We start from the raw sequence: 24781 nt of genomic DNA on the forward strand, positions 1-24781 counted from the left end.
GCACGGTCTTGATTTGCCGAGTCTGTCCTCGGGGTCGCAAGTATAAAAGGTCTGAAGAGACTGTCGAGTTTACTTTTTTCATAAAGCGCGCATTGCGGGGTGTATCTGAGCCTTGTCAATAGGAAGCAAGCGCCGCGCTTATTGCTTTGACGTATGAAGTGCGGGCGGGAAATCATCTAGCGACGCAAGGACCCTAGGCCGGTATCGTTCGAGCAACGATATTAGTCGCGCCGTGGATTCGTTATCGAAGAAGCCCGAGTAGTTGGCTGGACGAAAGTGCATCTGAAATGCTCTGACGGCAAGCTGTGAGCGCTCATCTTCAAGCCCTGTTATCGACAGATCGTAGCCATAAGCGGCAAGCAACGCCTGTTGTTGACTTATCGTTAAGGGGTGCTGCTCCAACAGCAGGGCAAGCTCAGATGCGCGCGACTCATCAAACCAAGCACCAATACCCGCATCGTGTAATGTCTCCCATGGAAACAAAGGTCCCGGATCGACTTTTCGACCGGGTGCAATATCCGCATGACCTACCACGGACTCGGGCTTGATATCTGGGTACTGCTTAAGAAGCTCTTTTAGCAGACGGGTCAACAACACAATCTGCTCATCTCGAAACGGCAGGAACTGACAGGCGGCACCGAACTGTGCGCTGTTCCCAAGCTCGGCAATGTCCCGGTTACACCCTGACAAGTTTACGATTTCAATGCCAATCGACTGATCATTCAAGCCCGTCTTTCCTGCCCAATAGGACTGACCCGCATGCCATGCCCGGTCTGAGGTATTGACCAAGGCATACACGTTCAACTTCGTCGATAAATAACTCTTGTCCGCCGGGTCAGGTAGTAAGAAGTGTGCACTCACGCTCCGGTCTGTTTGACCTGTCAAAATAGCGAGGGAGCGCTCGAAATCCTCTGATGTGAAGTGAATAACCAGATGATTAACACGCGAATTAAAATTGTCAGACTGGGAATGGACCAGGGGGAAACCGCTGCAGGCAGTCAAAACGAGGCCGGCCGTAGTAACCAAAAGTCTCCTCAGAAGTTGAACAATACTGAACGAGCGGTCATCCGCACACACCATAAGCCACCTCCGTCACCAAGTGATACCTTCTCCAACCCAACGGCACGGTAACGTTATCATGGCGTCCACTGGCTGATTAGCCCGTGACTTCCACCGTATAAAAAATGCATATCGAAAAGCGCTGACAGTAAAAAACCTACTTGCTCGCACATCGAGGACCAGCTTACTCAGACATCAAAGCATAAAGGCAGCCAACAAATTGGCTTAAGCGTATTCTGGGAACAGAGCTCGCCCAATATTGACAGTATTTATGCCATAACATACCGTCTCATGAGCCCATTCTCACGAGCGTATAGCAATGACTCAACCCCCCTACACACTGTCACTGGATCTCGAGGACTTTCGACAACACAAAGTGGGGAATGCCATGCGTGAAACGGAACCACTGAACGAAGGAGAGGTACTATTTCGCGTCGATAAACTCGCGCTCACTGCGAACTCCATCAGCTACGGCTTTGCAGGTAAGTCAGGGTTAATTCGTTACCTGGACATCTTCCCTGCGGATGAGGGTTACGCCAACCTCCCCTGTTGGGGCTATGCTGACGTGGTGAGTTCTAAACACCCATCGCTCAGTGTTGGGGACCGTGTCTATGGCTTTCTGCCGATTGCATCTCATGTCGTTATGAAGCCCGGTAAAGTCAGCCCAGGCGGCTTTACCGATATGCGAACATGTCGCTCGGTCGTACCGCCTTTTTACAACGAGTATGCGATGACAGCTAGCGAACCGGGTTACGCCCCAGAGTTTGAAGAAGCAATCATGCTCTTTAGGCCCCTGTTTGGGACATCCTTCCTCATGCAGAGTTACTCAGAAGATCACGCCTTTCATGGCGCCAAACGCATTATTGTTACCTCAGCGTCCGCTAAAACCGCTATGGGTTTCGGGTACTTAATGGGCAAGAACTATGCCGGAACGATAGAGACTATTGGCCTCACCTCGCTCAAAAATCGATCTTTTGTAGAAAGCTTGAATTGCTACTCCCAAGTACTGACATACGACGAAATCGACACCATTTTGCCGGGTGAGCAAACGATTATTTTTGATGTCGCCGGAAACCAAGAGGTAGTGGAAAAGCTTCATCGACGCTTTGGTGAGTCGATTTCCTACTCTGGATCAGTGGGTAAAACACATTGGGATGCAGGTGCCTTTGGTGCGGTGACAAACCTACCGGGTGCAAAACCGCAATTCTGGTCTGCCCCTGACCAAATTGCGGTGTTACGTGAACGCATCGGTTCGGGTGAGATGATGCGGCAAATGAGTTCGGCCATGGCGGATTTTTTGCAAGCGGCGCAGGGCTGGATCCAAATTTCTGAGTCACGGGGTCCGAACGAAATAGCCGATAAAATAGTTGCGATGCTGGACGGTAGCGTGAACGCACAGGATGGCATCATCCTTCGGCCTTAGGTGATAGGAACCAGACCTCTATGCTAAAAGTTCTTAAATACGGCGTCATAGCAAGCACAGGTCTGGTGATTGTCATATTTTGGCTGGCCTATTTGTCACCCAGACCGCCTCTAACAACCGATCCTGCAACCCTATTGGGCGATGGTTCAGAATTAAACTATTGCCAATTACCCAAGCTCGATAGCACAGGGTTAGTGGCAAGTGAAATCCCCAAGGGCAACACACCCGGCTGCGGCTATGATCACTTTCCGCTGCCCATTTTGAGGGAGTGTACCGAACCGCTCACTGAGGGTGCAGATGATATTAGAGGGCTGTGGCGGGCCGTGAGTGGCGCGCGAACAGGGCATGTTGAACGCGTTGAGCAATGCGGTGAGCGTGTTGTGATTACGACCGCGGGCGTCATTCATGACTACGGCCCCAACAGTTCGGGTGGACTCAATACTAACGACACAGAGGGAAGCGTCTTCTTTACCGCTGGCAATCGAGAATTCTGCATGCGGTCATCAGCCTCGATGATTTGGGAAGACGAGGTACTCAACTTTCATGTCTTCGGTTGGGGTCCCAAAGTCGTGAGGCGGTACAGAGAAGGTGACGTTCTCATATGGGAATACGCTGACGGAAGCATCAATAAAATGGAGCGGCTTTGCCATTTACCTGAGGGCCATCAGACCCCCAAGCCAAGAGGTCCCCGCTACAAGCTCTTCTGAGGTACCTCACTCAACCGGCAATGAGTGCCTGACGGACAAGGGGAAGCTGATCATTTCCAAAATAAAGCTGCCCATCGTTGACGATCATTGTGGGCGATCCGTAGGCACCCTTGACGATGGCCTCCTCTGTATTAGCTCGCAGCCGATCTTTGACGTCCTGCTCGCTCGTCCTTTGAATCAACGCTTCGCCCTCTACCCCAACGCTCTCAGCAATATCCGCCACCACCTGAGGGTCATCGATGTTTTGTCCATGAGCAAAGTAAGCATCAAATGCTGCTTTGCTAAAGGCATGTAGCGCCTGTTGATCATCTTCAAGCGCACAGCAAGCGCGCATGGGTAGCACAGACTTAACCGGATGGTGTTTTGTTGGAAAATCCAGTTTGAGATTTGCCAGAGAAGCCCACTCGTGAAGCCAGGTGAAGTTATGTTGAACTTTCGGATCGCTGGGATTCGAACGGGCGGCGTAAACGCTCTGATTAACCGCATTAAAAACACCCCCCACCAGAAAGGGGCGCCAGGTCACCTTCGCACCGGTCTCCGCCAAAATAGCCTGAATATTATTAAACGCCAGATAAGTCCACGGCGAAGATAAGTCATAAAAGAAGGTCAACTTGGCCACGAGCAGCTCCCCAAGAAAAATAGCAGTGAAATAGTCTGACGGTTAATAGTCAGGGCTTGAACGACAGCTTGCAAGCGTGCGCGCCACGAAGCGCTAAGTGGTGCTAGAGTGTGGCCTCCTACACAAATCGTTATCGAAACGACAGCGCTTGCTAAGAGGTCTACATGCTAAAAGTCCACGGTGTTCACGGCTCTCCCTTCGTCCGGAAAGTGCTCATTGCACTAGAGATCAAAGGGCTCGAATACGAACTAGCAGTTCAAATGCCTTTCACGGGTTCCGAGGAATATAAAAAGTTAAATCCATTAGGGAAGATCCCAACGCTGGTCGATGGAGACCTCACATTAGGGGACTCTAAAGTCATCTGTCGTTACCTCGAGGCAGCATACCCTGAGGTGCCCATCTACCCGTTGGACCTCAAAGACAAAGCGATGACAGATTGGTATGACGACTTTGCCTCCGGCGCAGTTGCCCAACACGCTGCCGGCATTTTTTTCCAGCGCTTCATGCGCCCGAGAGCCTTTAAACAGGAGCCCGACGAGGCACTAATTAGCGACATTATCGAGAAGAAACTGCCACCATTGCTCAGATACATCGAGGGCGAACTTCCCGAGCAAGGTTTCGTATTCGGAGCGTTTTCGCTTGCTGACTTGACGTTGGTTACCCCCTTCATCAACGCAAGCTATGCGGGCTATGACATACCCCGGGAGACTTATCCGAAATTTACGACGCTATTTGACGCAGTCAAAACACAAACGGCCGTTGCAAAAATTCTTAGCCAAGAAGCTAAAGCGCTCGGTTTCAGCTAGTTTGACACCGCCGCGGGGCGGGCACGCAACATGGCTTCACCGCAAAGTCATGCTCTGCGCTCCAGCCAAAAATGAGCGCCTCAGCCTGCCTTGTGTAACCGACGAATCTCGCGCGCCACAAGCCACAGACGATCCTGCCCCCATATCTCTAGGTGAACATTGCCCTCAGCGTCGATTAGACGATAGCTCGGAACGCCCCATAAACCGCCCTCGTACATCGAGAGCCGGTTACCCTCAAGTATGTCTTGCCACTCTGATTCGTCGAGGTGGGTTTTCGCCGCATGCCAGTCTAAGCCGGCAGCCTCGACAACACGTTTAAGACCTCGATCGGTATCCGTGTTCACGCCCATCGCAAAGGCATGCTTAAGGAAACTCGAAAGGAGGTGTGCCCCCCGCCCCTGACGCTCAGCCCACGGATAAATCGCATAACATCTGCGAACAGGATTCCCTATCGGGTCATGAAAACGCCCATAAGGCACGCCACGCCGCCTCGCCTCACGCGCCGTGTCTGAGAAGATGTAAAACCCTTTTTCGAAGGTTGCTGGGACACCTCTCATGACCATGGGGAGCACCGGGCGCATGACGAAATTAACGCCCGTACTTTCCGCCAGCGCAACGGTCTCATCAAAGACGATAGACGTGTAAGGACTCCGAAGCGAGGGAAAGAACTCGAGTGTCAATGAGGACGCATTTGAGACGTCCAGAACAGAAACGGCAGGACAAGGTGCTATGAGAGCACCAGATGAGCGCGACGCACCAAGCGCTTTGAGCCGCTCCTCAAGGTAATGAAGCCGATCAATCCCCCAGTACCACTCGCCCTCGTAGTGAAACATCGCGCCTGAGTAGTGACGTAGCTTAGCTCTCAACTCGGTACCCGCGTTAAGCGCCGAGTCAATGGTATCGGCTGAAGCCTTTCCCGTAACCGCTGCAAGCGATTTAAGCTCTGACCTGTCATTGCGCCACAACGCATGCCCCACCTTTGGCAATAATTCTGGCAAGTGTGACTGAGGAACAGAGGCTGCAATCGCCTGAGCCAGTCCGATACTCTCATTATCGGGGCTCGGACCCGCCGCCGGAAAATCTAACCCATACTCTGAGGCAATCAAGGATGAGTCGTAGCGTGACAGCCTGAGTAGCATAGCCGCATCTGGCGCGTTATTTCCCTCTGGTCCTCGTACAAGATGGCACCTTAGTTCCACATCGTAACGCTCAGCCAGTCGGCAGAGCAGCTGGGCCGCTAAATAGCTGTACCCATCCTCCATTTGATGGAAGTAGTCAACAACATGACGCCGACCCGCTTTTTGCCGCGCATTTTCTGCCTTCTTCCGTCGTTTCTCTAAGCGCCGGTCGCTGTTCAAATGCATAATAACTTTTGAGCTAAGCCAGCGCTTTAGGGGCGATGGATCCATTCCAGCAGCGCCACCTTGTTCTTTGAATTGATGCGACATTAGCCTCCCCTTATCGGACGATGATCAGCGACAACGCGTGTTGGATTTTTTGACCCGTTTTATTCATATTGTTGCCGCATCAAAAATATGGCACACAGACTGCCATATTACTACCGCAGTTAATCTCATACACCACACGCCATGGGAATGCGCTGTTACTTGGTCAGATCAGTTTTAGAAAGACCCTCAAGATCACTGACCGGGCCTCGGTAATCGGCAGACCTTGGATTTCGCGCAGGCGGTGCCACATTTCAAAAGAGAGGCAGGCATCAAGTAGCTGACGATCTTCCTCAGGAAGTGATTTGAGTTCAGGAATCCATGCCTCTTTATTGTCTCGTGACAAAACCTGGTAATGGGCATAGTTGTCTTTTAATACCTGAGAGCTCCAGCGCAATGACTTTGTGGCTAATAGGAGTGCGCGATGCGTCTCAAAAGCCTCGGTATAGGTAAGTACCAAGGATCCCAGCCGTGTCTCTAAGTCCCCCTCCCTGTCACCCCGGTGTAAAAAGCTGCTTACGACGGATTCTGATATTTCTTCATCAACCGCCAAGAACAAGCTATCCATGTCCTCGAACTGCCGAAAGAAGGAACGGATACCGACGCCGGCTCGTTCTGATATCTCACGCGCGGTGGGTGCGAAGTTGCCTTCTTGGATCAATGCAAGTGCCGCATCAATCATTGCTTTACGGCTTCGCTCACTGCGTTGTCGGCGCCCATCAGCTATTTGCGTAATTGTGGTCATGGTTGGTCTAGATTTCACTGTCCTGTCTTGACGGTTGTACCACAAAGTCGAGATTGGCGTGAGCTTCTAAGAAACGAAACGTTATTGCCTACACCTAGGGCTTGTTGTGACCCGGCACGGTTTCAGAAAGGGCATCTCGTCTATGAACACAATCGGCACGGGCACAAAGCGCTTCCGCTAATAACTTAGACGCAAGTTCACTATGGGATGCAGCGTTAGACCCTAATGGCATTATCCGTTGTGTATCCCATGACCTATCTCGATCAGGAATAGCGCCCGGACCGGCCTTCGGACGCAAATGCGATCAATGTCATTCCAACTTGCTTCGCCATATCAACCGCGGCCGATGTGGGTGCAGAGACAGCAACCAAGACACCCACTCCAGCTGTTGCAGCCTTGCTCACCATCTCAAAACTAGCTCGGCTACTTACAAGTAAGAAGCCCTCACTTGAGGTCATAGCCTGCCAACCAAGGAGCTTATCAAGCGCGTTGTGGCGACCCACGTCCTCTCGCAAGGCGAGAATAGTTCCATCAAGCGCACACCAAGCAGCCGCATGAGCCCCTCCCGTTTCACGCGACACCGTTTGTAATGGACGAAGGCCGGCAAGTGCTTTGTTTAATGCGCGCCCCGTCGGTGCTTCGCCACGACATACCGGTTGTACATCGCGCCTTATCTGCTCAATGGATTCAACACCGCATAAGCCACAGCCACTGGGACCCGCCATCGATCGTCGACGATCCTTTAAACGAAAGGCTGTCTCATTGGATACGGTCGCATTCACGTCTACGCCATGCGCTGAGCGGCTGACCTCAATATCGTAAATTCCGCTAGGAGACGTAACAATGGCCTCGCCGATTGCGAAACCTCGGATAAAGTCCTCGAGATCTGAGGGCGTCGCCATCATCACAGCATAGGAAATGCCATTAAACGACAGTGCCACCGGCATCTCACAGACGACAAGATCCTGAGTCTCGCTCGACCCCGTTTCATCACACAGCGTTCGTATGACAGGGACGGACGAGGCCGAAGGCTTACTCTCAACCAAGAACGGCTTCCTTGGCGAAGCGCTTTTGCTTTCGGTCAAAGGATTTCTGACGTTCCTGCCACTGGGAGGGCTGTGACACCCTTGTTACCTGAACGGCTGTCACTTTATATTCAGGACAGTTAGTCGCCCAGTCAGAGTTGTCGGTAGTAATGACATTGGCTCCCGAAACAGGGTGGTGGAAGGTGGTGTAGACCACACCGGGACGCACGCGCTGCGACAATTTGGCTCGCAGTACGGTATCGCCGATTCGACTAGAGATACCCACCCAGTCGCCCTCGCAAATACCCCGCTCCTGCGCATCTTCGGGGTGTATTTCTAGGACGTCCTCGTCATGCCAGGCCGAATTCTCTGTGCGACGTGTTTGCGCCCCGACGTTATACTGACTCAAGATGCGACCCGTCGTCATGATGAGCGGGAACCGCCGTGTGCACCGTTCATCGGTCGGCACATACTCCGTCACAATAAACTGACCGAGTCCGCGTGTGAACGTCTCCTCGTGCATGGTCGGTGTGCCTGTCGAGGCCTCATCAGTGCACGGCCATTGCACGCTACCCAACCGTTCGATTTTCTCGTACGTCACGCCGCTGAAGGTAGGCGTCAATCTCGCAATTTCCTGCATGATTTGCTCGGGGCTGTCGTAATCCCAATCGCATCCCAGGGCTTGCGCCAGACCCAGCGTCGCTTGCCAATCGGCCTTACCGCCGAGGGGTTCCATCGCTTTACGGACGCGCGAAATTCTGCGCTCCGCATTAGTGAATGTTCCGTCCTTTTCCAGAAACGAAGAGCCCGGTAAGAACACATGTGCAAACTTGGCCGTTTCATTCAAGAAAATATCCTGCACGATCAAGCATTCCATTGCCGAGAGCGCTGCCTCAACATGCTGGGTGTTGGGGTCTGACTGCGCGATGTCCTCGCCTTGGCAGTACAAACCTTTGAAGCTGCCTGAGAGCGCTTCCTCGAACATATTAGGAATACGGTGGCCGGGCTCTGGATCGAGCTTCACACCCCAAGCCGACTCGAAGCTTCCGCGAACCTCGTCGTTACCCACAGGTCGATAACCGGGTAACTCATGCGGAAAGGAGCCCATATCGCAGGAACCCTGAACGTTGTTCTGTCCCCTAAGCGGGTTTACACCGACACCCCGACGTCCGATATTTCCTGTCAACATGGCGAGATTCGCAATCGCCATAACCGTAGTCGACCCCTGACTGTGCTCCGTTACGCCCAGCCCGTAGTAAATTGCCGCGTTCCCACCTGTTGCATAGAGTCTCGCAGCTGCTCGCACATCCTCGGCGTGCACACCCGTGTGCGCCTCCATCGCCTCGGGAGAATTCTCTCGCTGTTGGATAAACGTCATCCAATTAGCAAAAGCCACCTTCTCGCAGCGCTCGTCGACGAAACCCTGATCGACCAATCCTTCTTCAACGATCGTGTGAGCTATCGCGTTGAGCAACGCCACGTTGGCTCCAGGCCTTACAGGTAAGTGGTAATCCGATTTTATATGCGGTGCACCAACCAGTTCGATCCGGCGTGGATCGATAACGATAAGCCGCGCACCTTCTCTCAAACGACGCTTGAGCCTCGACCCGAAAACCGGATGCGCCTCGGTAGGATTCGCCCCCATCACGACAATGACATCCGCGTCGGCAACCGAGGCAAAATCTTGTGTTCCCGCGGACTCTCCCAGTGTTTGCTTCAAGCCATATCCGGTTGGCGAATGGCAGACACGAGCACAGGTATCGACATTATTGTTACCAAACCCCGTGCGCACCATCTTTTGCACCAGCCAAACTTCTTCGTTCGTGCATCGTGATGACGAGATTGCTCCGATACTTTTCTGACCGTATTTATCCTGAATACCGCGTAAGCGCGCTGAAGCGAAGGACAGTGCCTCTTCCCAACTCACTTTTTTCCAGGGCTCGTCAATGGAGTCTCTAATCATCGGCTCGGTCATACGGTCTTTATGGGTGGCATAACCAAAAGCGAAGCGACCTTTCACACAGGCATGTCCCTCGTTCGCTTTACCGTCCTTCCAAGGGGTCATCCGAATGACCTCCTGACCACGCATTTCGGCTTTGAATCCACATCCAACGCCACAGTAGGCACAGGTAGTTGTCACTGAATGCTCGGGGATTCCGTGATCAATGATGCTGTTCTCAGTCAATGTGGCTGTTGGACAAGCGGCGACGCACGCACCGCATGACACGCAGTCTGAAGACAGGAAATCCGACTCAGCGCCGACACTCACACGAGAATCAAAGCCACGCCCCGAAATCGTCAGTGCAAACGTGCCTTGAGTCTCCTCACAAGCACGCACACAGCGAGAACAGACAATGCACTTGGAAGAGTCGAAAGTGAAATAGGGACTACTCTCGTCTTTCTCGAGCTGAGTGTGATTTTCGCCCGCAAACCCATATCGGACATCGCGCAAGCCCACTTCTCCCGCTGTGGATTGTAGTTCGCAATCGCCGTTTGTCGGACAAGTAAGACAATCCAGTGGGTGGTCGCTGATATACAGCTCCATGACACCTCGACGGATCTTTGCTAGCTGATCACTTTGGGTGGTGACCGACATGCCTGTCTCCACCGGCGTCGTACAAGAGGAGGGATAGCCGCGTCGACCTTCAATTTCAACAAGACAAACCCGACAAGAGCCAAAGGACTCTAGACTGTCAGTCGCACAGAGCTTTGGCACTTTAATACCCGCTTCAAATGCGGCTCGCATCACCGACGTTCCCTCGGCAACCGTTACATCGCGACCATCAATGGTCAGCGTCACGGTCTTATCAGACTGGGATTTGGGCGTACCAAAGTCGGCCTGCGGCTGATAAAACTCCACCATGCTATTCATACTGCCACCTCATAGTGATTGTCTGTGACACGAAAATCTTCCGGGAACTTGTTCATTGCACTTTTAACGGGTAACGGCGTAAGCCCACCCATGGCGCAGAGTGATGCTTGCTCCATGGTCTCGCAGAGATCGCGAAGTAAAATCAGATCATCGCTTGATGCAGTATCGGCACAAACGCGATCAAGTACTTCGCGACCACGCACAGCACCAATCCGACAAGGTGTGCATTTGCCACAGGATTCCTTGGCACAAAAGTCCATCGCAAAATGTGCCTGCTTAGCCATATCAACCGTGTCGTCAAAGACCACAATGCCCCCGTGCCCAAGCATGCCGCCGATGGCCGACAGCGCCTCGTAAGTCAGGGGCACATCCAGCTGTTCAGCCGAAAGGTAGGCACCCAGCGGCCCTCCCACCTGGACAGCTCGAACAGGCCGCTGCGAGCGCGTGCCCTCACCCCAAACCTCAATAATTTCACGCAAAGAGATACCAAACGGCACTTCAATCAGTCCGCCGTATTTCACATTACCCGCCAACTGAATGGGTAGCGTTCCAGTGGATCGGTCTACACCGTGACGCGCGTACTCGCTACCGCCGTCGGCCAGAATCGACGTGATTGACGCCAGAGTCAGCACATTGTTAACCACTGTTGGTTGACCAAAGAGACCCTCGATCGCAGGCAGTGGCGGTTTTGCCCGCACGACACCGCGCTTTCCCTCAAGCGAGTTCAACAAAGACGTTTCTTCACCGCAGATGTATGAGCCCGCGCCTAAGCGAACTTCAAGTCTGAAAGAAGCCTTCGAGCCACAGATATCATCACCAAGCAAACCTGACTGCTCGGCGATCTTGATAGCACTCTCTAAGGCTAGCCGGGCTTTGGGGTATTCTGAGCGCAAATAGATGAAGCCTCGAGTCGCACCAACGCCAAGCCCCGCAATTGTCATGCCTTCAACAAGCTGAAACGGATCTGCTTCCATCAACAATCGATCAGCGAAGGTACCGGAGTCCCCCTCGTCTGCATTGCACACAATGTATTTCTGTTCAGAGTGTGTATCGAGAACGGTTTGCCACTTGATACCCGTTGGAAAGGCCGCTCCGCCACGCCCACGCAGCCCCGACGTTTTGACCTCATCGACAATGGCTTGAGGCGACAGTCTAAGCGCGCGCTGCAAACCTCCGTAACCACCCAGCGCACGATAGTCGTCGAGGCTCGTTGGCACCCCGATGCCACAGCGCTTAAAGGTAATTCGCGTCTGAGCTGAAAACCAGGGGATATCTGCAGACGACCCAAGACATGTTTCGTGCTCATATGAGCCGCTCGTGAGGCAGTCAACTATGCCCGGCACGTCCGAGACCTTGACCGCGCCAAATGCAATACGGTCCTCTCCCCTCTCAACTTCGACCAGGGGCTCGAGCCCAAAGGCCCCTCGCGAGCCGTTGCGAATGATTTGAAGATCAACATTTAAGGCCTTAGCGCGCTCTAAAAAAGCGGCAGCGACACGATTCGCACCAACGGCAACCGCGGTGGTGTCTTGCGGAATAAAGATCGTAAGCGTCACGCGTCAGCTCCTTGTGCAACAAGGCCCGATAATTCAGCCAGGTTCACACGCCCATGAACGACATCACCTACGCGAACCGAGGGTCCACAGGCGCAATTACCGAGGCAATAGACCCGTTCCAGTCGATAGGCGCCCGACGCGTGCGTCTCGCCAAAATCCACCCCTAGTGTTTGGGGCGCGTGTGACTCCAGCTCACGAGATCCCACGGCCTGACAGGCTTCAGCACAACAGATCTGCACGGCAAGCTTTGATGCTGGGGCATCTCGGAAATCGTGATAAAAGCTGATAACGCCGTGTACTTCCGCCGCAGAGAGTGAAAAGGCCTCAGCTAATTGACCGTGGGCCTGAGCGGGAATGTATCCAAGGCGCTCTTGAACCTCGTGCAAACACGGTAAAAGCCCACCCATCTCGCCAGCATGTTTTAGTGCAATATCGAGAACAACATCATTCATATTTCCCGGACAATAAACGCCTTTGCTGGCGCCCATTACCCTCCCCCTGTTGCTTCAAGCGACGATCGCAATGTCAGTCGTTTGTTATTGATTATTTGGCGGATAGTATCAACGTCGAACCAACGGCACTACAACGTTTTAGTGGTAGTTCTGCCGCTATTTTTGACGTACGTGAGCCGGCGGAGTCGGCGAGCCAGAAACGGCAGCGAGTGCCGCACTAAGGGTTGGGCAATACAGAGTCAATACACACGGAAGTGGACCTATTGGTTCCACCTAAACACGACGTCTGCACTGAACCCATACTTAGTTAAAAAGCGCCTCCGGAACGTCCTTCAAAAAAGCGACCCTTGAACATCGTCTGAGGTCTCTATTTTTATCGGTAACGTTAAATCTGACGAGTCGAGCCTTGCATCGTTGACGCTACTCGATACTTTATGGACAGCAACAGGGTAATGGCTCATACAGTCACTCGCGGGTGCACCGTCAAGCCAGCCCGCAGCCGCTTGGGCCGTCAGCAACACGGGTTGCCTGTGATGAATATGTGCGATCTCAGGCTGTGCCGCCGTCGTGACAATCGCACAGCCACTCAGGGGGTGATAGACGCCCCCAAAGCGGATCAATTCACCTTCTCTGTGGTGATACCAGGGGTGTTTCGAGTGCGCAAAGCGCTGCCATTCATACCAGCCATCCGCCATAAACACACAACGCAAACTGCCTTTGAAGGATGGTTTTTCATCGAGCGTCTCAAGCCGGGCATTAAATAAATGCATTGGCGCCGCAGCCCATGGCGGTGAGAGTGACCATGGTTTCACAGTCAGCCCATCGAGCTGAGTTTCCACCACGACGTCTGACTGCGGGGCGATATTAAAACGATCAGGAACTTCGTGTGTTAAGGCCGATAAATCGAGCTTATTTGATGCCGCTAATGTATAGCGCCCACACACGCGTCACTGCCCCTGATGAGGCTGGCAGGTACTCAGAGTCATATTCACAACGCGGCGCTAAAGAGGTCGAGGGTTTTCTCCCACGCCAATTCCGCGGACGCCTCGTTATACACTCGGGAGTCAAGCACACACCAGCCGTGCAGTGCACCCTCGAATACACAAACCTCTGCGCTAAGCCCCTGAGCGGCAAAGGCCTTATTTAGAACGGTCTTATCCTCAGGGTTGCGCTCATCGTCGTTCTCAGCCAGTGCAATGAAAAATTGTCCTCTCATCTCAGGAATGAGCCTATGCGGACTGTCGTTATCCTCCGTAGCCAGTGAGACGGGGTGATACGTACAACCAGCGCCGATGCGATCGGCGCGCTCCGCCGCAGCCCTCATCACCATGGGGCCGCCCATGCAGTACCCCATCGTTCCCATTGGTCGCGTCGTATCCACAGAGCGTTGCTCATCGAGCCAATCGACAAATGCGCGCGCATCCCTACGGTGGGTGTCAGGGCTTAAGTTACGATACATCGGCAGGACCTTTTGCTGGGTCGATGCATCGCTAAAGCTCTCCCCTGTCTCTACCACGGGCGCAACGGCGTCTCGATAGTAGGGATTGATGCACAACACTGTGTAACCGCTCTCTGCGAGCCTTGTTGCCATGGCTTTGAATGAGGCTCTTAGGGCTAAGATGTCGGGCCAAATCAATACAGCGGGATGTCTGCCTTCTGACGGGTGTACGAAAAAAGCATCGCAATGCCCATCCGAGGTTTGAATCCTAACGTCGCACCCCGACACAGCTTTTGCATTGGCAAGAGGTGGCAAAGCGAAGGTAACGGCCGCACCCGTCGCCAGGGTATTAAACTCCCTACGCGTAATCGGTTCTGATTTATTCTCGTCGTGCACCGTTTTGTCGTCACACATACCGTCGCTCTCTTGATAACAATGATGTGTCTACAGTACATAACATTCCTCATAACACATTCAACCAAAACACTTCTGCGGCCACCCCCGCTGCCCCTGGTTTTGAGAAAGTGACTTAAGCGTCATCAGATACATCTGAGGCGCTTTGCTGTCGCAAGGCTCAAGGAGCATTAGTGCAGACAAACAGAAGCAGATAGACAAAAGAGGCCTATCGGTAAAACGCGGGACAAGCAAAAACCAATGAATACGGCCTACTAGAGGCGTGACGGCACGCCTTAAATACAGCAGAACTTTGTCGTGATTATCTGATTTGAAGCAAGAGTTCGCCTGGCTCGATAAAACACGCCGTCTTCTCCCGTACACTCAAGCTCACGCATTAAAAACGAGGGGTGAACTGATGTGTTTTCACAAGAAGAGGCCACAATCAGCAACACGCCGGTCGCTTCGAGTGCTTGCAGCGAGTACTTTTTATGCCGTCTTCACCGTCCATGCATTAGCGAGTGCTGACCGAATCTGTCCCGCTACAACCGACGAAATATTATTGGCCCAAGACCTCGCCATCGCTGCGGGTGACCTCAGAACCTCTCGGTTTCTCTCCAATTGCAGGCCGCAGTCCGTACACGAAGCGTGGGTACTGGTTGAAGGTGAAGGACTTGAACTGCCCGAGCAGGCAGCAGAAACACACACCATCCCAAGCGAGCCGTCACGAAGCCTCCTAAACTTCCTACGCGATAAATGGCAGGCAGCTATTTCTGGCTGGCACGAAGGTATGCCGAAGTGGTGGCATGCCCGCCTCAGCTGGATTTTCGCCATCCTTCTCTTTATTTTACCGCTCATAATTCAACCCTTCTGGCTTCGATCACACATAAAACGCGACAAAGCGCAGCGTATTCGAATTCAAGCCCAACAAATGGGGCTTCGTTTTCAACCTCAAGGCACTGCACCCGCGTTTTGTGATAACAAAAGATTCGTTCTTTTTTCCAATCCAACCCGCCTCTTTGAGGCAAAGCACTCTTGTAACGACTTCTTTTTCTCAGGTCAGTTTCCCACGATCTTCAATTACCACTTTTATCGCTATTCATTCCTATCAGACTTCTCTAGTCGCTTTGGGCAAACCGTTTACTGTTTTAAAAATCGTCGGACACGTTTCAATTATAAGATCATGCAAACGTTCGCAGCGCGGGACCTTGCGAAAGCGCAAGGCGAGTGGACTTCCTTAAAATTTCGTCTTGGCTTTGAGGCAGGTCGCGAGGATTTATCGGTAGGCGATGCAGCCTTTGATGATCTCTTTCACATAGAGGGTGATTCTGAAGTCGAACTTCGCCACCTACTAGACGGCCATGTAAGAAGGCGTCTGACGAATGAAATTGGCCCGCTATTAATCATTGAAGCCACGCCTGAAGTCACTATTTTCTATCGTTTCAGAAAGGTCGATCGTGGTGATGAATTATTGAGTAATTATCGCAAGTATCGAGATCTGCACGCGGCAATTGACCGGTGAAATAGACCCGCTTTTGCTCCGAATGATGACCGCCTCATGCAGCCGCTCGCGCCTATGGCAAGCCTACCACTCGCGAAACGCCTCCGGTCGTAAACTTACCACCCGTGGTTATCGAAGTTGTAAGTAAATCAGTAGGCTAATGAACATCAAGGGAATGTAAGTTAGCACCAGTATCACGAGAGGAAGCCAAACCGCCTTCCAAAATATCGCCCATTTTGAAGGCGCTTTATGTAACCAATGCTCCACGGGTGAGCCCCGAAAATAAAAGACTCGCACCTCGTAGCCTTTGGGGTATTCCTCCCGCATTCTGTCTTCTACCTCGTACATACTTGTCTTCCACGAGACACCATCGACACCCCATATCGAAGGGTTAAAGGCTCCGTAGAAACGAGTACCTTTGACTGAGTAAGCATACGAAACAGAGATGTAACCCCCCCCTTCTGATGCCACATAACCAACACTAGTAACTTTGCCAGTTACAACATCATCACCAAGGGTGGCAGTCCACCGTTTGGCGAGGCGGTCGTAAATCCACAGACTAATTAGGACTGCGATCGCGACTTGTATGGCATATATGACGTCGGTCATTCAATTTCGCAACGATTTAGATGACCGGCACCAGTGATTACGCAACCAGTCAAAGCAAACAGAAATATGAAAATAATGTGTCTCATAGACGCTACCAATATCGCAGATTCGCTTGGCATCGGTTGTCTTTTTCCAATTCATACTGGCTGTGGCACTCAGCGACCGCCTGACCAGACGCAATACATTCAAGTTTTCTTCGCTCTGCAGACGCTTCGCAGTTCTCCCTACTCGTTGGAAGTACAATTAACCCGGAGCCAGCAATGGCGATGATGGCAATCAAGGTCATTAGAATAAGCACTTCTTTAAGGGTGGTTTCAGAGGTCATACTGGTCTCAATCCCGACTCAACCTTTACCTATCGCCACTGTCTTTGAAGTGTTTTGGAAACTTCGCGCACTCGAAAACTCATGCCCTGCTCCACCGAGTTTGGGCTTTCTGGGCGTACGGTCCGCGTACTCTTTTACAGTGATGTGGGGCATTTTTACCCCCATTTTGCCCCCACTTTTTAAGGACCATATGGGGACTATAGGAAGCATTGGGACGGTAAATCAACAGCTTAGGGGCCATCCCTAGAGAAATGGCCCGCCCGGAGAGATTCGAACTCCCGACACCCAGGTTCGAAGCCTGGTGCTCTATCCAGCTGAGCTACGGGCGGAGCGGCTGTCACATTCGACAGGCGGCGAAGTCTACCATGCCTTGAGCGAACTGCCAGTAGCGCATCGAACTTTAGTTAGTGGTACACTCGCGCCCGCCTTGGGGGAGGAACTATATGACTACACAACAACGCTATGTTTCAGCCACGCTCACGGCCGACCAAAACAAAGCAGCCATAGAAGCTCATTTACATGAGGTTTTAGAGTGCTCCCTTACCCCTATGGAACCCGGTCAAGCAAAAGTTTACATGGAACACACGGCTGTTCGCATGGCGGAAGAAGCTGGCGCCGGCGTGACGACATTCCAGATGGTAGAGGTCAAGCACGCGAGTACAGCCTATATGATTAGGCTCGCGGTACTCAGTAACGGACACGCGATAGGTCTCGATCTTATGGATCTGGAGAACGGGCAGTTCTTCATCCCCGAGGTGTGTCCCGTTATCCCGCTTGAGACACCCACCGTAAATTGAGTAAGCCTAAACGCGGACTCGATCAACGCGAACTGCTAATCCTCGCAACTATTACAGGGCTTCTTGCCCTCATTCCTGTCTCCACCGACTTGTACCTTCCCGCTATAACGGCCATGTCTAGCGCGCTCGTAGCCACGGTGTCCGAAGGGCAATTGACCTTGTCGCTCTTCATGATCGGCGTTGCCCTCGGTCAACTCTTCTTTGGTCCCTTGTCCGACAGTTTTGGCCGCGTACCCGTCGTGCGTGCGGGATGTTTTGTCTTTATTGCTTTTTCGCTTTTGAACTCGCTCGCCTGGAGCATCGAATCAATGTGGGTGGGTCGGATCTTTCAAGGTGCGGCAGCAGCAAGCGGTGCTGTCATTGCACGCGCGATGATTCGGGATCTTTATGAAGGAGACCGAGCCGCCCAGATCATGGCCTTAACAAGTGCCTCGATGGCTTGTATACCGCTATTTGCACCCACGATTGGCGCCCTGATAGCGGTAGAATTGGGTTGGCGATTTACGTTTGTCGCTCAGGCCATTTTCGCCACAGCCGTTTTGCTTGGTCTCGCGACTTTCCAAGAAACAGCGAAAATATCGAATAGCGATACACGGCAAAAACTGAAGTTGAAGGATGTGTTCAACTCATTCAAAGATTGCTTATCAAATCCGTCATTCATTGGATATCAGCTGAGCGGCACGTTTTCGTTTTGCGGCGTCTTTGTGTACATCTCGACCGTTGCGTTTTTTCTACGCGATGTATTTGCCGTATCTACCGAGTACTTTGGGGTCGTCTTTGCCATGACCGCAGCGGGATTTATTATTGGCAGCCTCTCGAGTTCGCGCTTGGTCCTTAAGTGGGGACAAGATCGCACACTGCGCCGAGGTGCTTTTACTTGCGCAACATCGACGACGTTGGCGCTCACCTCTCTGACCCTGTCAGGTTCAGAGCCCCTCCTCCTGGCAGTTATATCCACGCTCTTTTTCTTTGGAGTCGGACTCATCGCACCCAATGCCTCGATGGGTGCCGTCTCGCTTTACCCCCACAAGGCCGGTGCCGCGTCAGCGGTCTATGGAAGTATTCATTCTGTAGCCTCGGCCGCCGTAGGCGCACTCGCTGGCGCCACCTACAGTGGCCGAATGCTCGAGCCTATTGCAATTATGTTCTGTTGCTCACTCGGCGCGCTAATAGGCATCTTTGTACTTGGGCGTTATGAACAAAAACCCGTCTAAAACATCAAAGTAAACCCACTGGGGTAGTTAGCAGCTCAGGAAACTACTGATACGATTCTTTTTGAATTCGTTGGGGGCATTGCGATGCACGAACTCACCAAAGACATGGAAGTACTTCAGCAGGCGATTGTTCGATACAGCGTCGAGCGCGTGCGGATGGATCCGCCTGAATTAGACTCGCCGAGAGACGCTGCAGAGTTGTCGGCCATGGCAGGCCAAACCATTACTGAAAAAGGATTGGGTGGATTAGAAGCGTTGCGCCTGTTCACCGATGTTTTAGCGCCGGCATGTATCTCAACGGACCACCCAAAATTTCTCGCTTTTGTACCGGCAGCCCCGACAGAAGCGGCGACCTTGTTTGATTTAATTGTAGGAGCCTCCAGCATTTGTGGTACGACCTGGCTAGAAAGTGCCGGTGCCACCTACGCTGAGAATCAGGCGCTAAAGTGGATTGCAGATCTTGCTGGATTTGGTCCCGAGTCCGGCGGCACATTTGTAAGCGGTGGTACGGCGGGCAACCTATCGGCGTTAGTAACCGCTCGACATAAATGGCGACGAGGAAATGAGGGCCGAAATGCATTGCGTGGCCTCGTCATCTCCTCGAAAGGCGCGCATGCCTCGATCAAGCAAGCTACCTATGTCATGGATGCTGACCTGCTCGAAGTGGGCGGAGACCAACTGACTGGAGATCACGTAACAGAGACCATCGAGAGTCTGAGTCCACTCGACAGAGAGCGCCTCGTTGCCGTCGCGTGCACAGCGGGCACGACCAATCTTGGGATCATTGACGATTTATCAGGTATTGGCCAAGCCGCTAAACACTATGACATTTGGATGCACGTCGATGGCGCCTACGGCGCTGCGGGTCTCGCAGCACCCAGTGTCCGGGATCAATTTAACGGTATGGAGTTGGCTGACAGCTTCATCGTTGATCCTCATAAATGGTTGTTCGCGCCCTTTGATTGCTGTGCGCTCATTTACCAATCGCCCGCCCTCGCGCGCGAGGCGCACCAACAACAGGGCGCCTACCTTGAAGTGGTCTACGACGGCGTCTGGAACTCCTCCGACTACGCCCATCACTTGTCTCGACGGGCGCGCGGGCTGCCGCTGTGGTTTAGTCTTGCGACACACGGGACACACGCCTACACCGATGCGGTAGAGCAGACGCTGCTCGTCGCAAGAGAGGCCGCCACACGCATTAGTAATCATCCACATTTAGAGCTGGTAGTAGACCAAAGCTTATCAATTTGCGTGTTTCGCCGTATCGGTTGGGAACCCACTGATTACAAGCAATGGAGTGATGACCAGCTTGAGCGAGGCGAATCGTTTGTCACGCCAACAAAGCACAAAGGTGAAACCGTTTTACGATTTTGCATTGTGAACCCAAGAACAACTGTCGCCCATATTGAGGAAATTTTAGCGACCCTGTAGCGTTGTGCTATGACTGACATACCGCGCCCGCAACTCACCAATCCGCGTTGGGAACAACTCCTCCGATATCGATACATCGAGCTCATTGCTCTATGGGAGGGCCGACTCACAACGCGTCAACTTTGCTACACCTTTGGCATTGGTCGCCAGCAGGCGAACAAAGACCTCACAAGTTACCGCCGAGGCCTCAGTAGTGGCGATTTACTCTACGACGCGGTGGCTAAACACTATTATCCGTCGGACCAATTTGCGCCCACGCTTACTCAAGGGCTGGCGTCTGAGTATTTGCAAATGGCCGCGCAACAGAGCGACGTCCAGCAGATACTCGGCGATCTTCCCGTCGCCAGTGCAAAGGTGGAGGTCATCGCCGCGCCGCTTCGCGAGGTGCCCGCCAGCCTTCTTCGGCCGATTATCCGGGCCATGTCAGAGTCCCGACGCATCGATGTTGACTACGTTTCGCTGAATAACCCCGATAGAGAAGGCCGAATCATCGTACCCCACACCCTAGTTTGGACGGGATATCGGTGGCATGTACGTGCTTGGTGCGAGAAAAATCAAGATTTTAGGGATTTCGTTCTCAGTCGATTTAGAGGTGATGCCGACCTCATGGACCAAAGCGATTATGGGGAATCTGACGATCAGGATTGGCAAACCCGAATTACGCTTGAGATCAGACCGGACAATCGGCTTAGTTCGGACCAACAAGAAGTCATAGCACATGACTACGGCATGCGCTCTGGGCAACTCAGCCTGCGGGTGCGTGCAAAACTCGCCCCGTATTTACTGCAACTACTCAACCTCAATGTTGGCAAGCAACTCGACGATCCGCGCGCGCAGCAAATCGTACTGGCAAACCATGAAGACATTAGTCGATGGCTGATCTGAACCAACCGCCTGAGCATACTGTACTGTGAACTAGCTCACGCCTCGCAACACCTATCGTTTGCTCAATACGCTAACTTGCTAAGATTGCGGCGGTTATGAAGGAAAGTAGTCAAGAAATGAATGCAGTCGAAGACATGCAACCAAAGAATGTGGGCGGCGTTGTTGAACGACGCATGCGCATGCCCCCTATTCCCGACGACTTCTCCAGCCTGATTACCCACGAGCAGCGCATTGCGCTGAACCAAAAGCAGCAGTTTGGCTGGTTTGTGAAATTCGTTCGCCGACCACTGTTTCAACCCATGGAGGTTGTACTGTCTAACCCGGACGGCAGTGAGTTCCTGCTTCTTGAGACAGATGGCATTACACGCCCATTCTTCAACGTGCGCACCGACGACTTAAGGTAACGAAACGGCTACTTTTTGTGCCCTTTTTTGCGTCGAACTGAGGGCTTACGAATATCCGACTGCGGCATTCTTGGAAGCTTACCGGTCTCGATGTATCGATGTATCGTTTCTTGCGATCTGACAGACGTAGCCTTCCCCGCTGACGACACCATCTTATTCGCTTGACCTGAATCAATGACCCGCGCTTTGACGTTGTCATTCCATTGTTGGTCAAGGATGTCTTGAAGCATACGCTGTGCGGCGGGGTCATGGATGGGACACAGCACCTCGACGCGATAATCAATGTTACGCGTCATAAGATCTGCCGACCCCATAAGGTATTTGGGATTACCGCGATTGTAGGCAACGTACACTCTCGGGTGTTCAAGGTAACGATCGATGATGCTAATAGCGCGGATGTTCTCTGAAATCCCAGCAAGCCCTGGTAGCAGTGAACACATACCCCTGATAATGAGCTTAATTTCAACGCCTGCTTGGCTGGCCTCATATAATTTGAGTGTCAGCTGACGATCCACGAGATTATTACACTTGAGAAAAAGCTGGGCCCGGAAGCCATTGCGTGCATTCTCTATTTCCGCCTCTATGAGCGCTATCAGGCCCTCGCGCGTGGTGTGTGGAGACACCAACAATTCTTGATAGTCAGGCCGCCGGTAATTGTATTTCAAGAAATCAAACACCTGACTGATATCTTCTCCAATGACCGGGTCTGCAGTCAGAAGCGTGAAGTCTGTATAAAGCCGAGCGGTTTTTTCATTAAAATTACCCGTACCAATATGGCTATAGCGGACGACGTGCCCTAGCTCCATCCGTTCTATTAGAAACAGTTTGCTGTGGACTTTTAAGCCCGGGATACCAAAGATCACTTCGATCCCCGCTTCAGTCAGCCGCTCAGACCAGGCAATATTTGCTTGCTCGTCAAAACGCGCCGCTAGTTCCACCACGACTCGAACCCGTTTTCCGTTGTACTGCGCGTTGATCAAGGCATCAACAATCTGTGAATTGCTCGCGACCCGATAAAGGCAGATCCGGATAGAGCTGACGGAGGGATCAATGGCAGCCGTTTTCAGCACATCCACCACGTAGTCAAACGGGTGATAGGGGTAGTAGAGAAGGTAATCTCTCTCCCTCAATTCATTGAATATATTACTGCTTGTGTCGAGCTCAGGAATGCGCGCCGGCACAAAGGGTTTAAACTCAAGATACTTCGGGCCCGCGTTGGGAAACCCAATGTAATCCTTGGAATTGTGATATCGACCGCCAGGAATCAGACTGTCGTAGCGCCCAAAGCCGAGGCGTTTTCGTAGGTGCTCAAGGAGGGGTTCTGGCATCGCGCTGTCGTAGACAAAACGGACTGCATCGGCCTTTCGGCGCTGCTTCAAGCTGGTCGCCATTTTCTCAATAAGGCTCTCGTTGATCGAGGCCTCAATTTCAATTTCAGCATCACGCGAGAATTTAAAACAATAGGCGTCCGCTGACTGAATATCGAATACGCCACGAAATACACGCACAAGACAAGCGCGGATAATATCTTCCAGCAAGATATAGACTTTACCCTTACGGTCCTTCCCACGCGGAATGGCTACAAAACGTCCCAACACATCGGACGGGACTTCCATAACCGCATACTGCACACCTTGGTCAGTCAGCATATCGACAGCGAGATACAATGATTCGTCCGCAAGCGCTGGAATCGCAAGCTCGTCACTTAACAATATGGGCTCAAGCGTTGGGAGCACTTTGTCAGCGAAGTAGCCCTCTACAAACTGGAGCTGCGACCGAGTTAGAGCCTTCTCATCAGTGATGTAAATATGGCGTCGTCGAAGTTCTGCCATTACGCCCACCTGAATCCGATCGAATTCGCGTTGCAATTCGCCAATGCGCTGTTGGATGGTCGCTAAAAGCTCTTTCGCTCGCTGACGCTTCCCACCTGTGGAGACCACAATAAGTCGACGAATTTCCGCGACTCGCACCCGAAAAAACTCATCCAAATTACTGGAGAAAATGCCCAGATAACGTAGTCGCTGGATCACCGGCACCTCCACGTTTTCTGCTTCTTGAAGCACTCTGGCATTAAACGAGAGCCAACTGAGTTCTCGAGGCATGAATAATCTCTCGTCGAGATCAGCTAACCGCCCGTCTATTGGATCAATCATGGCAATGCTCGCTCATGAGATTTCTCGTACTCCGTCTCAAACTGCACGAATTTAGCGGATCAATATGACACATCGTTACCCTTGTCGTGACATTTTGATGACGCGACTAACAAAAGCGGCGGTTTCGATTGGCTTTTCCATTGGAAGCAGATGGCCCGCGTCCATCATCTCAACACAAAGGTTGTCGTACCCCCTCAGTCGAGCTGCCACGGTTGGCGTCACCACGTAGGATGAGTTACCCCCAAGAATATGAATAGGCATCGTTAATTTTGATAAGGTCGACCAAAGACTGGGCGGTGAACGGTAAACACACGCCTCCCATTCACCTGAAAATCGGAGTGTCACACCCTGCTCTGTAGGGGCGTGCGCGGCGATGACGTAGTCCTTAAGTTCCTTATCAGCTATACCGGAAAATGCGCGTTTGCCTCGATAAAACTCAAACGCTGCATCATGACTTTCGAAGTGATGCGGACGTCCAAGAGCACCCTGAATCATTCGCGGTTTGTTCGGCCAAAGACGAAATGCCAATCGAGACCATGTTAGAAACGGTGAATTAATGGTTACTGGATCAAGCGCCACAACGCCTTTTACCAGCTCGGGCGCTTTACGGGCAATGAGTAAGCTGATTGCGCCACCCATCGAGTGTCCTACCAACCAGACAGGACCTGAGACCTCGCGCCTCAGCGTCGCGATAGCGTCTTCTGCATAAACCTCCCAACTCAAAAAGGTTGGCGCCTTTTCCTGCCAAAGTGGCCGGTGCTCGACGGTACTAATTCGGCCAAGCGGCTTTAACGCATCGAGTAATGAGGCGTAGGTTCCGGGCGGAAATCCGTTAGCATGCATAAATACGAGGTGCTCTGAGGGCTCCTCAGAAGCAGAATATAAAGACAGGGTTTGCAATCCACTACTCCAAGACAAACAT

23 protein-coding genes and 1 tRNA gene are annotated in these 24781 nt (G+C 52.4%); 9 read left to right on the forward strand and 15 right to left on the reverse strand.

The window, feature by feature from the left end:
* Positions 1-138 precede the first annotated feature (138 nt).
* A complete protein-coding gene (locus tag E0F26_RS10145) occupies positions 139-1080 on the reverse strand; it encodes an N-acetylmuramoyl-L-alanine amidase (RefSeq protein WP_279241544.1) in 942 nt (313 codons plus the stop codon).
* A 298-nt stretch (positions 1081-1378) separates the two neighbouring features.
* Here E0F26_RS10145 and E0F26_RS10150 point away from each other — a divergent pair, with 298 nt between their 5' ends.
* Both E0F26_RS10150 and E0F26_RS10155 read left to right on the forward strand, forming a co-directional pair.
* Positions 1379-2482, forward strand: a complete 1104-nt coding sequence (locus E0F26_RS10150) for a DUF2855 family protein (protein ID WP_279241545.1) — start codon at positions 1379-1381, stop codon at positions 2480-2482.
* Positions 2483-2502: 20 nt separating this feature from the next.
* Positions 2503-3189 (forward strand): hypothetical protein, encoded by a 687-nt coding sequence (locus E0F26_RS10155; protein ID WP_279241546.1) that lies wholly within the window; start codon positions 2503-2505, stop codon positions 3187-3189.
* A 10-nt stretch (positions 3190-3199) separates the two neighbouring features.
* Here E0F26_RS10155 and E0F26_RS10160 read toward each other — a convergent pair whose 3' ends face one another.
* Entirely contained in the window at positions 3200-3808 is a 609-nt protein-coding gene (locus E0F26_RS10160; RefSeq protein WP_279241547.1) for a 2-hydroxychromene-2-carboxylate isomerase, read from the reverse strand.
* A 164-nt stretch (positions 3809-3972) separates the two neighbouring features.
* Between E0F26_RS10160 and E0F26_RS10165 the strand changes: the two genes are divergently transcribed.
* Positions 3973-4614 carry a glutathione S-transferase family protein gene (locus E0F26_RS10165; protein ID WP_279241548.1) on the forward strand — a complete coding sequence of 214 codons (642 nt, stop codon included), beginning with the start codon at positions 3973-3975 and terminating at the stop codon, positions 4612-4614.
* Between the two features lie 80 nt (positions 4615-4694).
* On the opposite strand, the gene E0F26_RS10170 is transcribed toward E0F26_RS10165, so the two are convergent.
* The 8 genes from E0F26_RS10170 to E0F26_RS10205 form a co-directional block, all read right to left on the reverse strand.
* On the reverse strand, positions 4695-6062 hold the full coding sequence (locus E0F26_RS10170) for a DsbA family protein (protein ID WP_279241549.1): 1368 nt from the start codon (positions 6060-6062) through the stop codon (positions 4695-4697).
* Positions 6063-6225: 163 nt separating this feature from the next.
* Positions 6226-6822, reverse strand: a complete 597-nt coding sequence (locus tag E0F26_RS10175) for a TetR/AcrR family transcriptional regulator (protein WP_279241550.1) — start codon at positions 6820-6822, stop codon at positions 6226-6228.
* 245 nt (positions 6823-7067) lie between these two features.
* Entirely contained in the window at positions 7068-7850 is a 783-nt protein-coding gene (gene fdhD / locus E0F26_RS10180) for a formate dehydrogenase accessory sulfurtransferase FdhD (protein WP_279241551.1), read from the reverse strand.
* Positions 7843-10701, reverse strand: coding sequence for a formate dehydrogenase subunit alpha (gene fdhF / locus E0F26_RS10185; protein ID WP_420887687.1), 2859 nt, complete (start codon positions 10699-10701; stop codon positions 7843-7845). Before fdhF ends, fdhD begins: the two co-directional genes overlap by 8 nt.
* The gene (locus E0F26_RS10190; protein WP_279241552.1) at positions 10698-12257 is read right to left on the reverse strand and encodes a formate dehydrogenase beta subunit; all 1560 of its coding nucleotides are present in this window, start codon (positions 12255-12257) and stop codon (positions 10698-10700) included. Before E0F26_RS10190 ends, fdhF begins: the two co-directional genes overlap by 4 nt.
* On the reverse strand, positions 12254-12745 hold the full coding sequence (locus E0F26_RS10195) for an NAD(P)H-dependent oxidoreductase subunit E (RefSeq protein ID WP_279241553.1): 492 nt from the start codon (positions 12743-12745) through the stop codon (positions 12254-12256). Before E0F26_RS10195 ends, E0F26_RS10190 begins: the two co-directional genes overlap by 4 nt.
* 296 nt (positions 12746-13041) lie before the next feature.
* Complete coding sequence (locus tag E0F26_RS10200) at positions 13042-13653, reverse strand: SOS response-associated peptidase (RefSeq protein ID WP_279241554.1); 612 nt, start codon at positions 13651-13653, stop codon at positions 13042-13044.
* Between the two features lie 44 nt (positions 13654-13697).
* Positions 13698-14561, reverse strand: coding sequence for a dienelactone hydrolase family protein (locus tag E0F26_RS10205; RefSeq protein WP_279241555.1), 864 nt, complete (start codon positions 14559-14561; stop codon positions 13698-13700).
* 397 nt (positions 14562-14958) lie between these two features.
* On the opposite strand from E0F26_RS10205, the gene E0F26_RS10210 reads away from it, so the two are divergent.
* Positions 14959-16062, forward strand: a complete 1104-nt coding sequence (locus E0F26_RS10210; protein ID WP_279241556.1) for a hypothetical protein — start codon at positions 14959-14961, stop codon at positions 16060-16062.
* Between the two features lie 108 nt (positions 16063-16170).
* On the opposite strand, the gene E0F26_RS10215 is transcribed toward E0F26_RS10210, so the two are convergent.
* The 3 genes from E0F26_RS10215 to E0F26_RS10225 form a co-directional block, all read right to left on the reverse strand.
* Positions 16171-16650, reverse strand: coding sequence for a hypothetical protein (locus tag E0F26_RS10215; RefSeq protein ID WP_279241557.1), 480 nt, complete (start codon positions 16648-16650; stop codon positions 16171-16173).
* 91 nt (positions 16651-16741) lie between these two features.
* Positions 16742-16975, reverse strand: a complete 234-nt coding sequence (locus E0F26_RS10220) for a hypothetical protein (RefSeq protein ID WP_279241558.1) — start codon at positions 16973-16975, stop codon at positions 16742-16744.
* Between the two features lie 252 nt (positions 16976-17227).
* Positions 17228-17304 (reverse strand) — tRNA-Arg (locus E0F26_RS10225).
* Positions 17305-17418: 114 nt separating this feature from the next.
* On the opposite strand from E0F26_RS10225, the gene E0F26_RS10230 reads away from it, so the two are divergent.
* The 5 genes from E0F26_RS10230 to E0F26_RS10250 all read left to right on the forward strand — a co-directional run bounded on the left by E0F26_RS10230 (position 17419) and on the right by E0F26_RS10250 (position 21706).
* Complete coding sequence (locus tag E0F26_RS10230; RefSeq protein ID WP_279241559.1) at positions 17419-17772, forward strand: hypothetical protein; 354 nt, start codon at positions 17419-17421, stop codon at positions 17770-17772.
* Positions 17769-18986, forward strand: coding sequence for a multidrug effflux MFS transporter (locus E0F26_RS10235; protein WP_279241560.1), 1218 nt, complete (start codon positions 17769-17771; stop codon positions 18984-18986). Before E0F26_RS10230 ends, E0F26_RS10235 begins: the two co-directional genes overlap by 4 nt.
* Positions 18987-19070: 84 nt before the next feature.
* The gene (locus E0F26_RS10240; RefSeq protein WP_279241561.1) at positions 19071-20417 is read left to right on the forward strand and encodes a pyridoxal phosphate-dependent decarboxylase family protein; all 1347 of its coding nucleotides are present in this window, start codon (positions 19071-19073) and stop codon (positions 20415-20417) included.
* Positions 20418-20426: 9 nt separating this feature from the next.
* Entirely contained in the window at positions 20427-21302 is an 876-nt protein-coding gene (locus E0F26_RS10245) for a helix-turn-helix transcriptional regulator (RefSeq protein WP_279241562.1), read from the forward strand.
* A gap of 95 nt (positions 21303-21397) precedes the next feature.
* The gene (locus E0F26_RS10250; RefSeq protein ID WP_279241563.1) at positions 21398-21706 is read left to right on the forward strand and encodes a hypothetical protein; all 309 of its coding nucleotides are present in this window, start codon (positions 21398-21400) and stop codon (positions 21704-21706) included.
* An 8-nt stretch (positions 21707-21714) separates the two neighbouring features.
* Here E0F26_RS10250 and ppk1 read toward each other — a convergent pair whose 3' ends face one another.
* Positions 21715-23859 (reverse strand): polyphosphate kinase 1, encoded by a 2145-nt coding sequence (gene ppk1 / locus E0F26_RS10255; RefSeq protein WP_279241564.1) that lies wholly within the window; start codon positions 23857-23859, stop codon positions 21715-21717.
* 75 nt (positions 23860-23934) lie between these two features.
* On the reverse strand, positions 23935-24759 hold the full coding sequence (locus tag E0F26_RS10260) for an alpha/beta fold hydrolase (protein WP_279241565.1): 825 nt from the start codon (positions 24757-24759) through the stop codon (positions 23935-23937).
* Positions 24760-24781: the final 22 nt, after the last annotated feature.

Source organism: Candidatus Paraluminiphilus aquimaris (assembly GCF_026230195.1).
GTDB lineage: Bacteria > Pseudomonadota > Gammaproteobacteria > Pseudomonadales > Halieaceae > Luminiphilus > Luminiphilus aquimaris.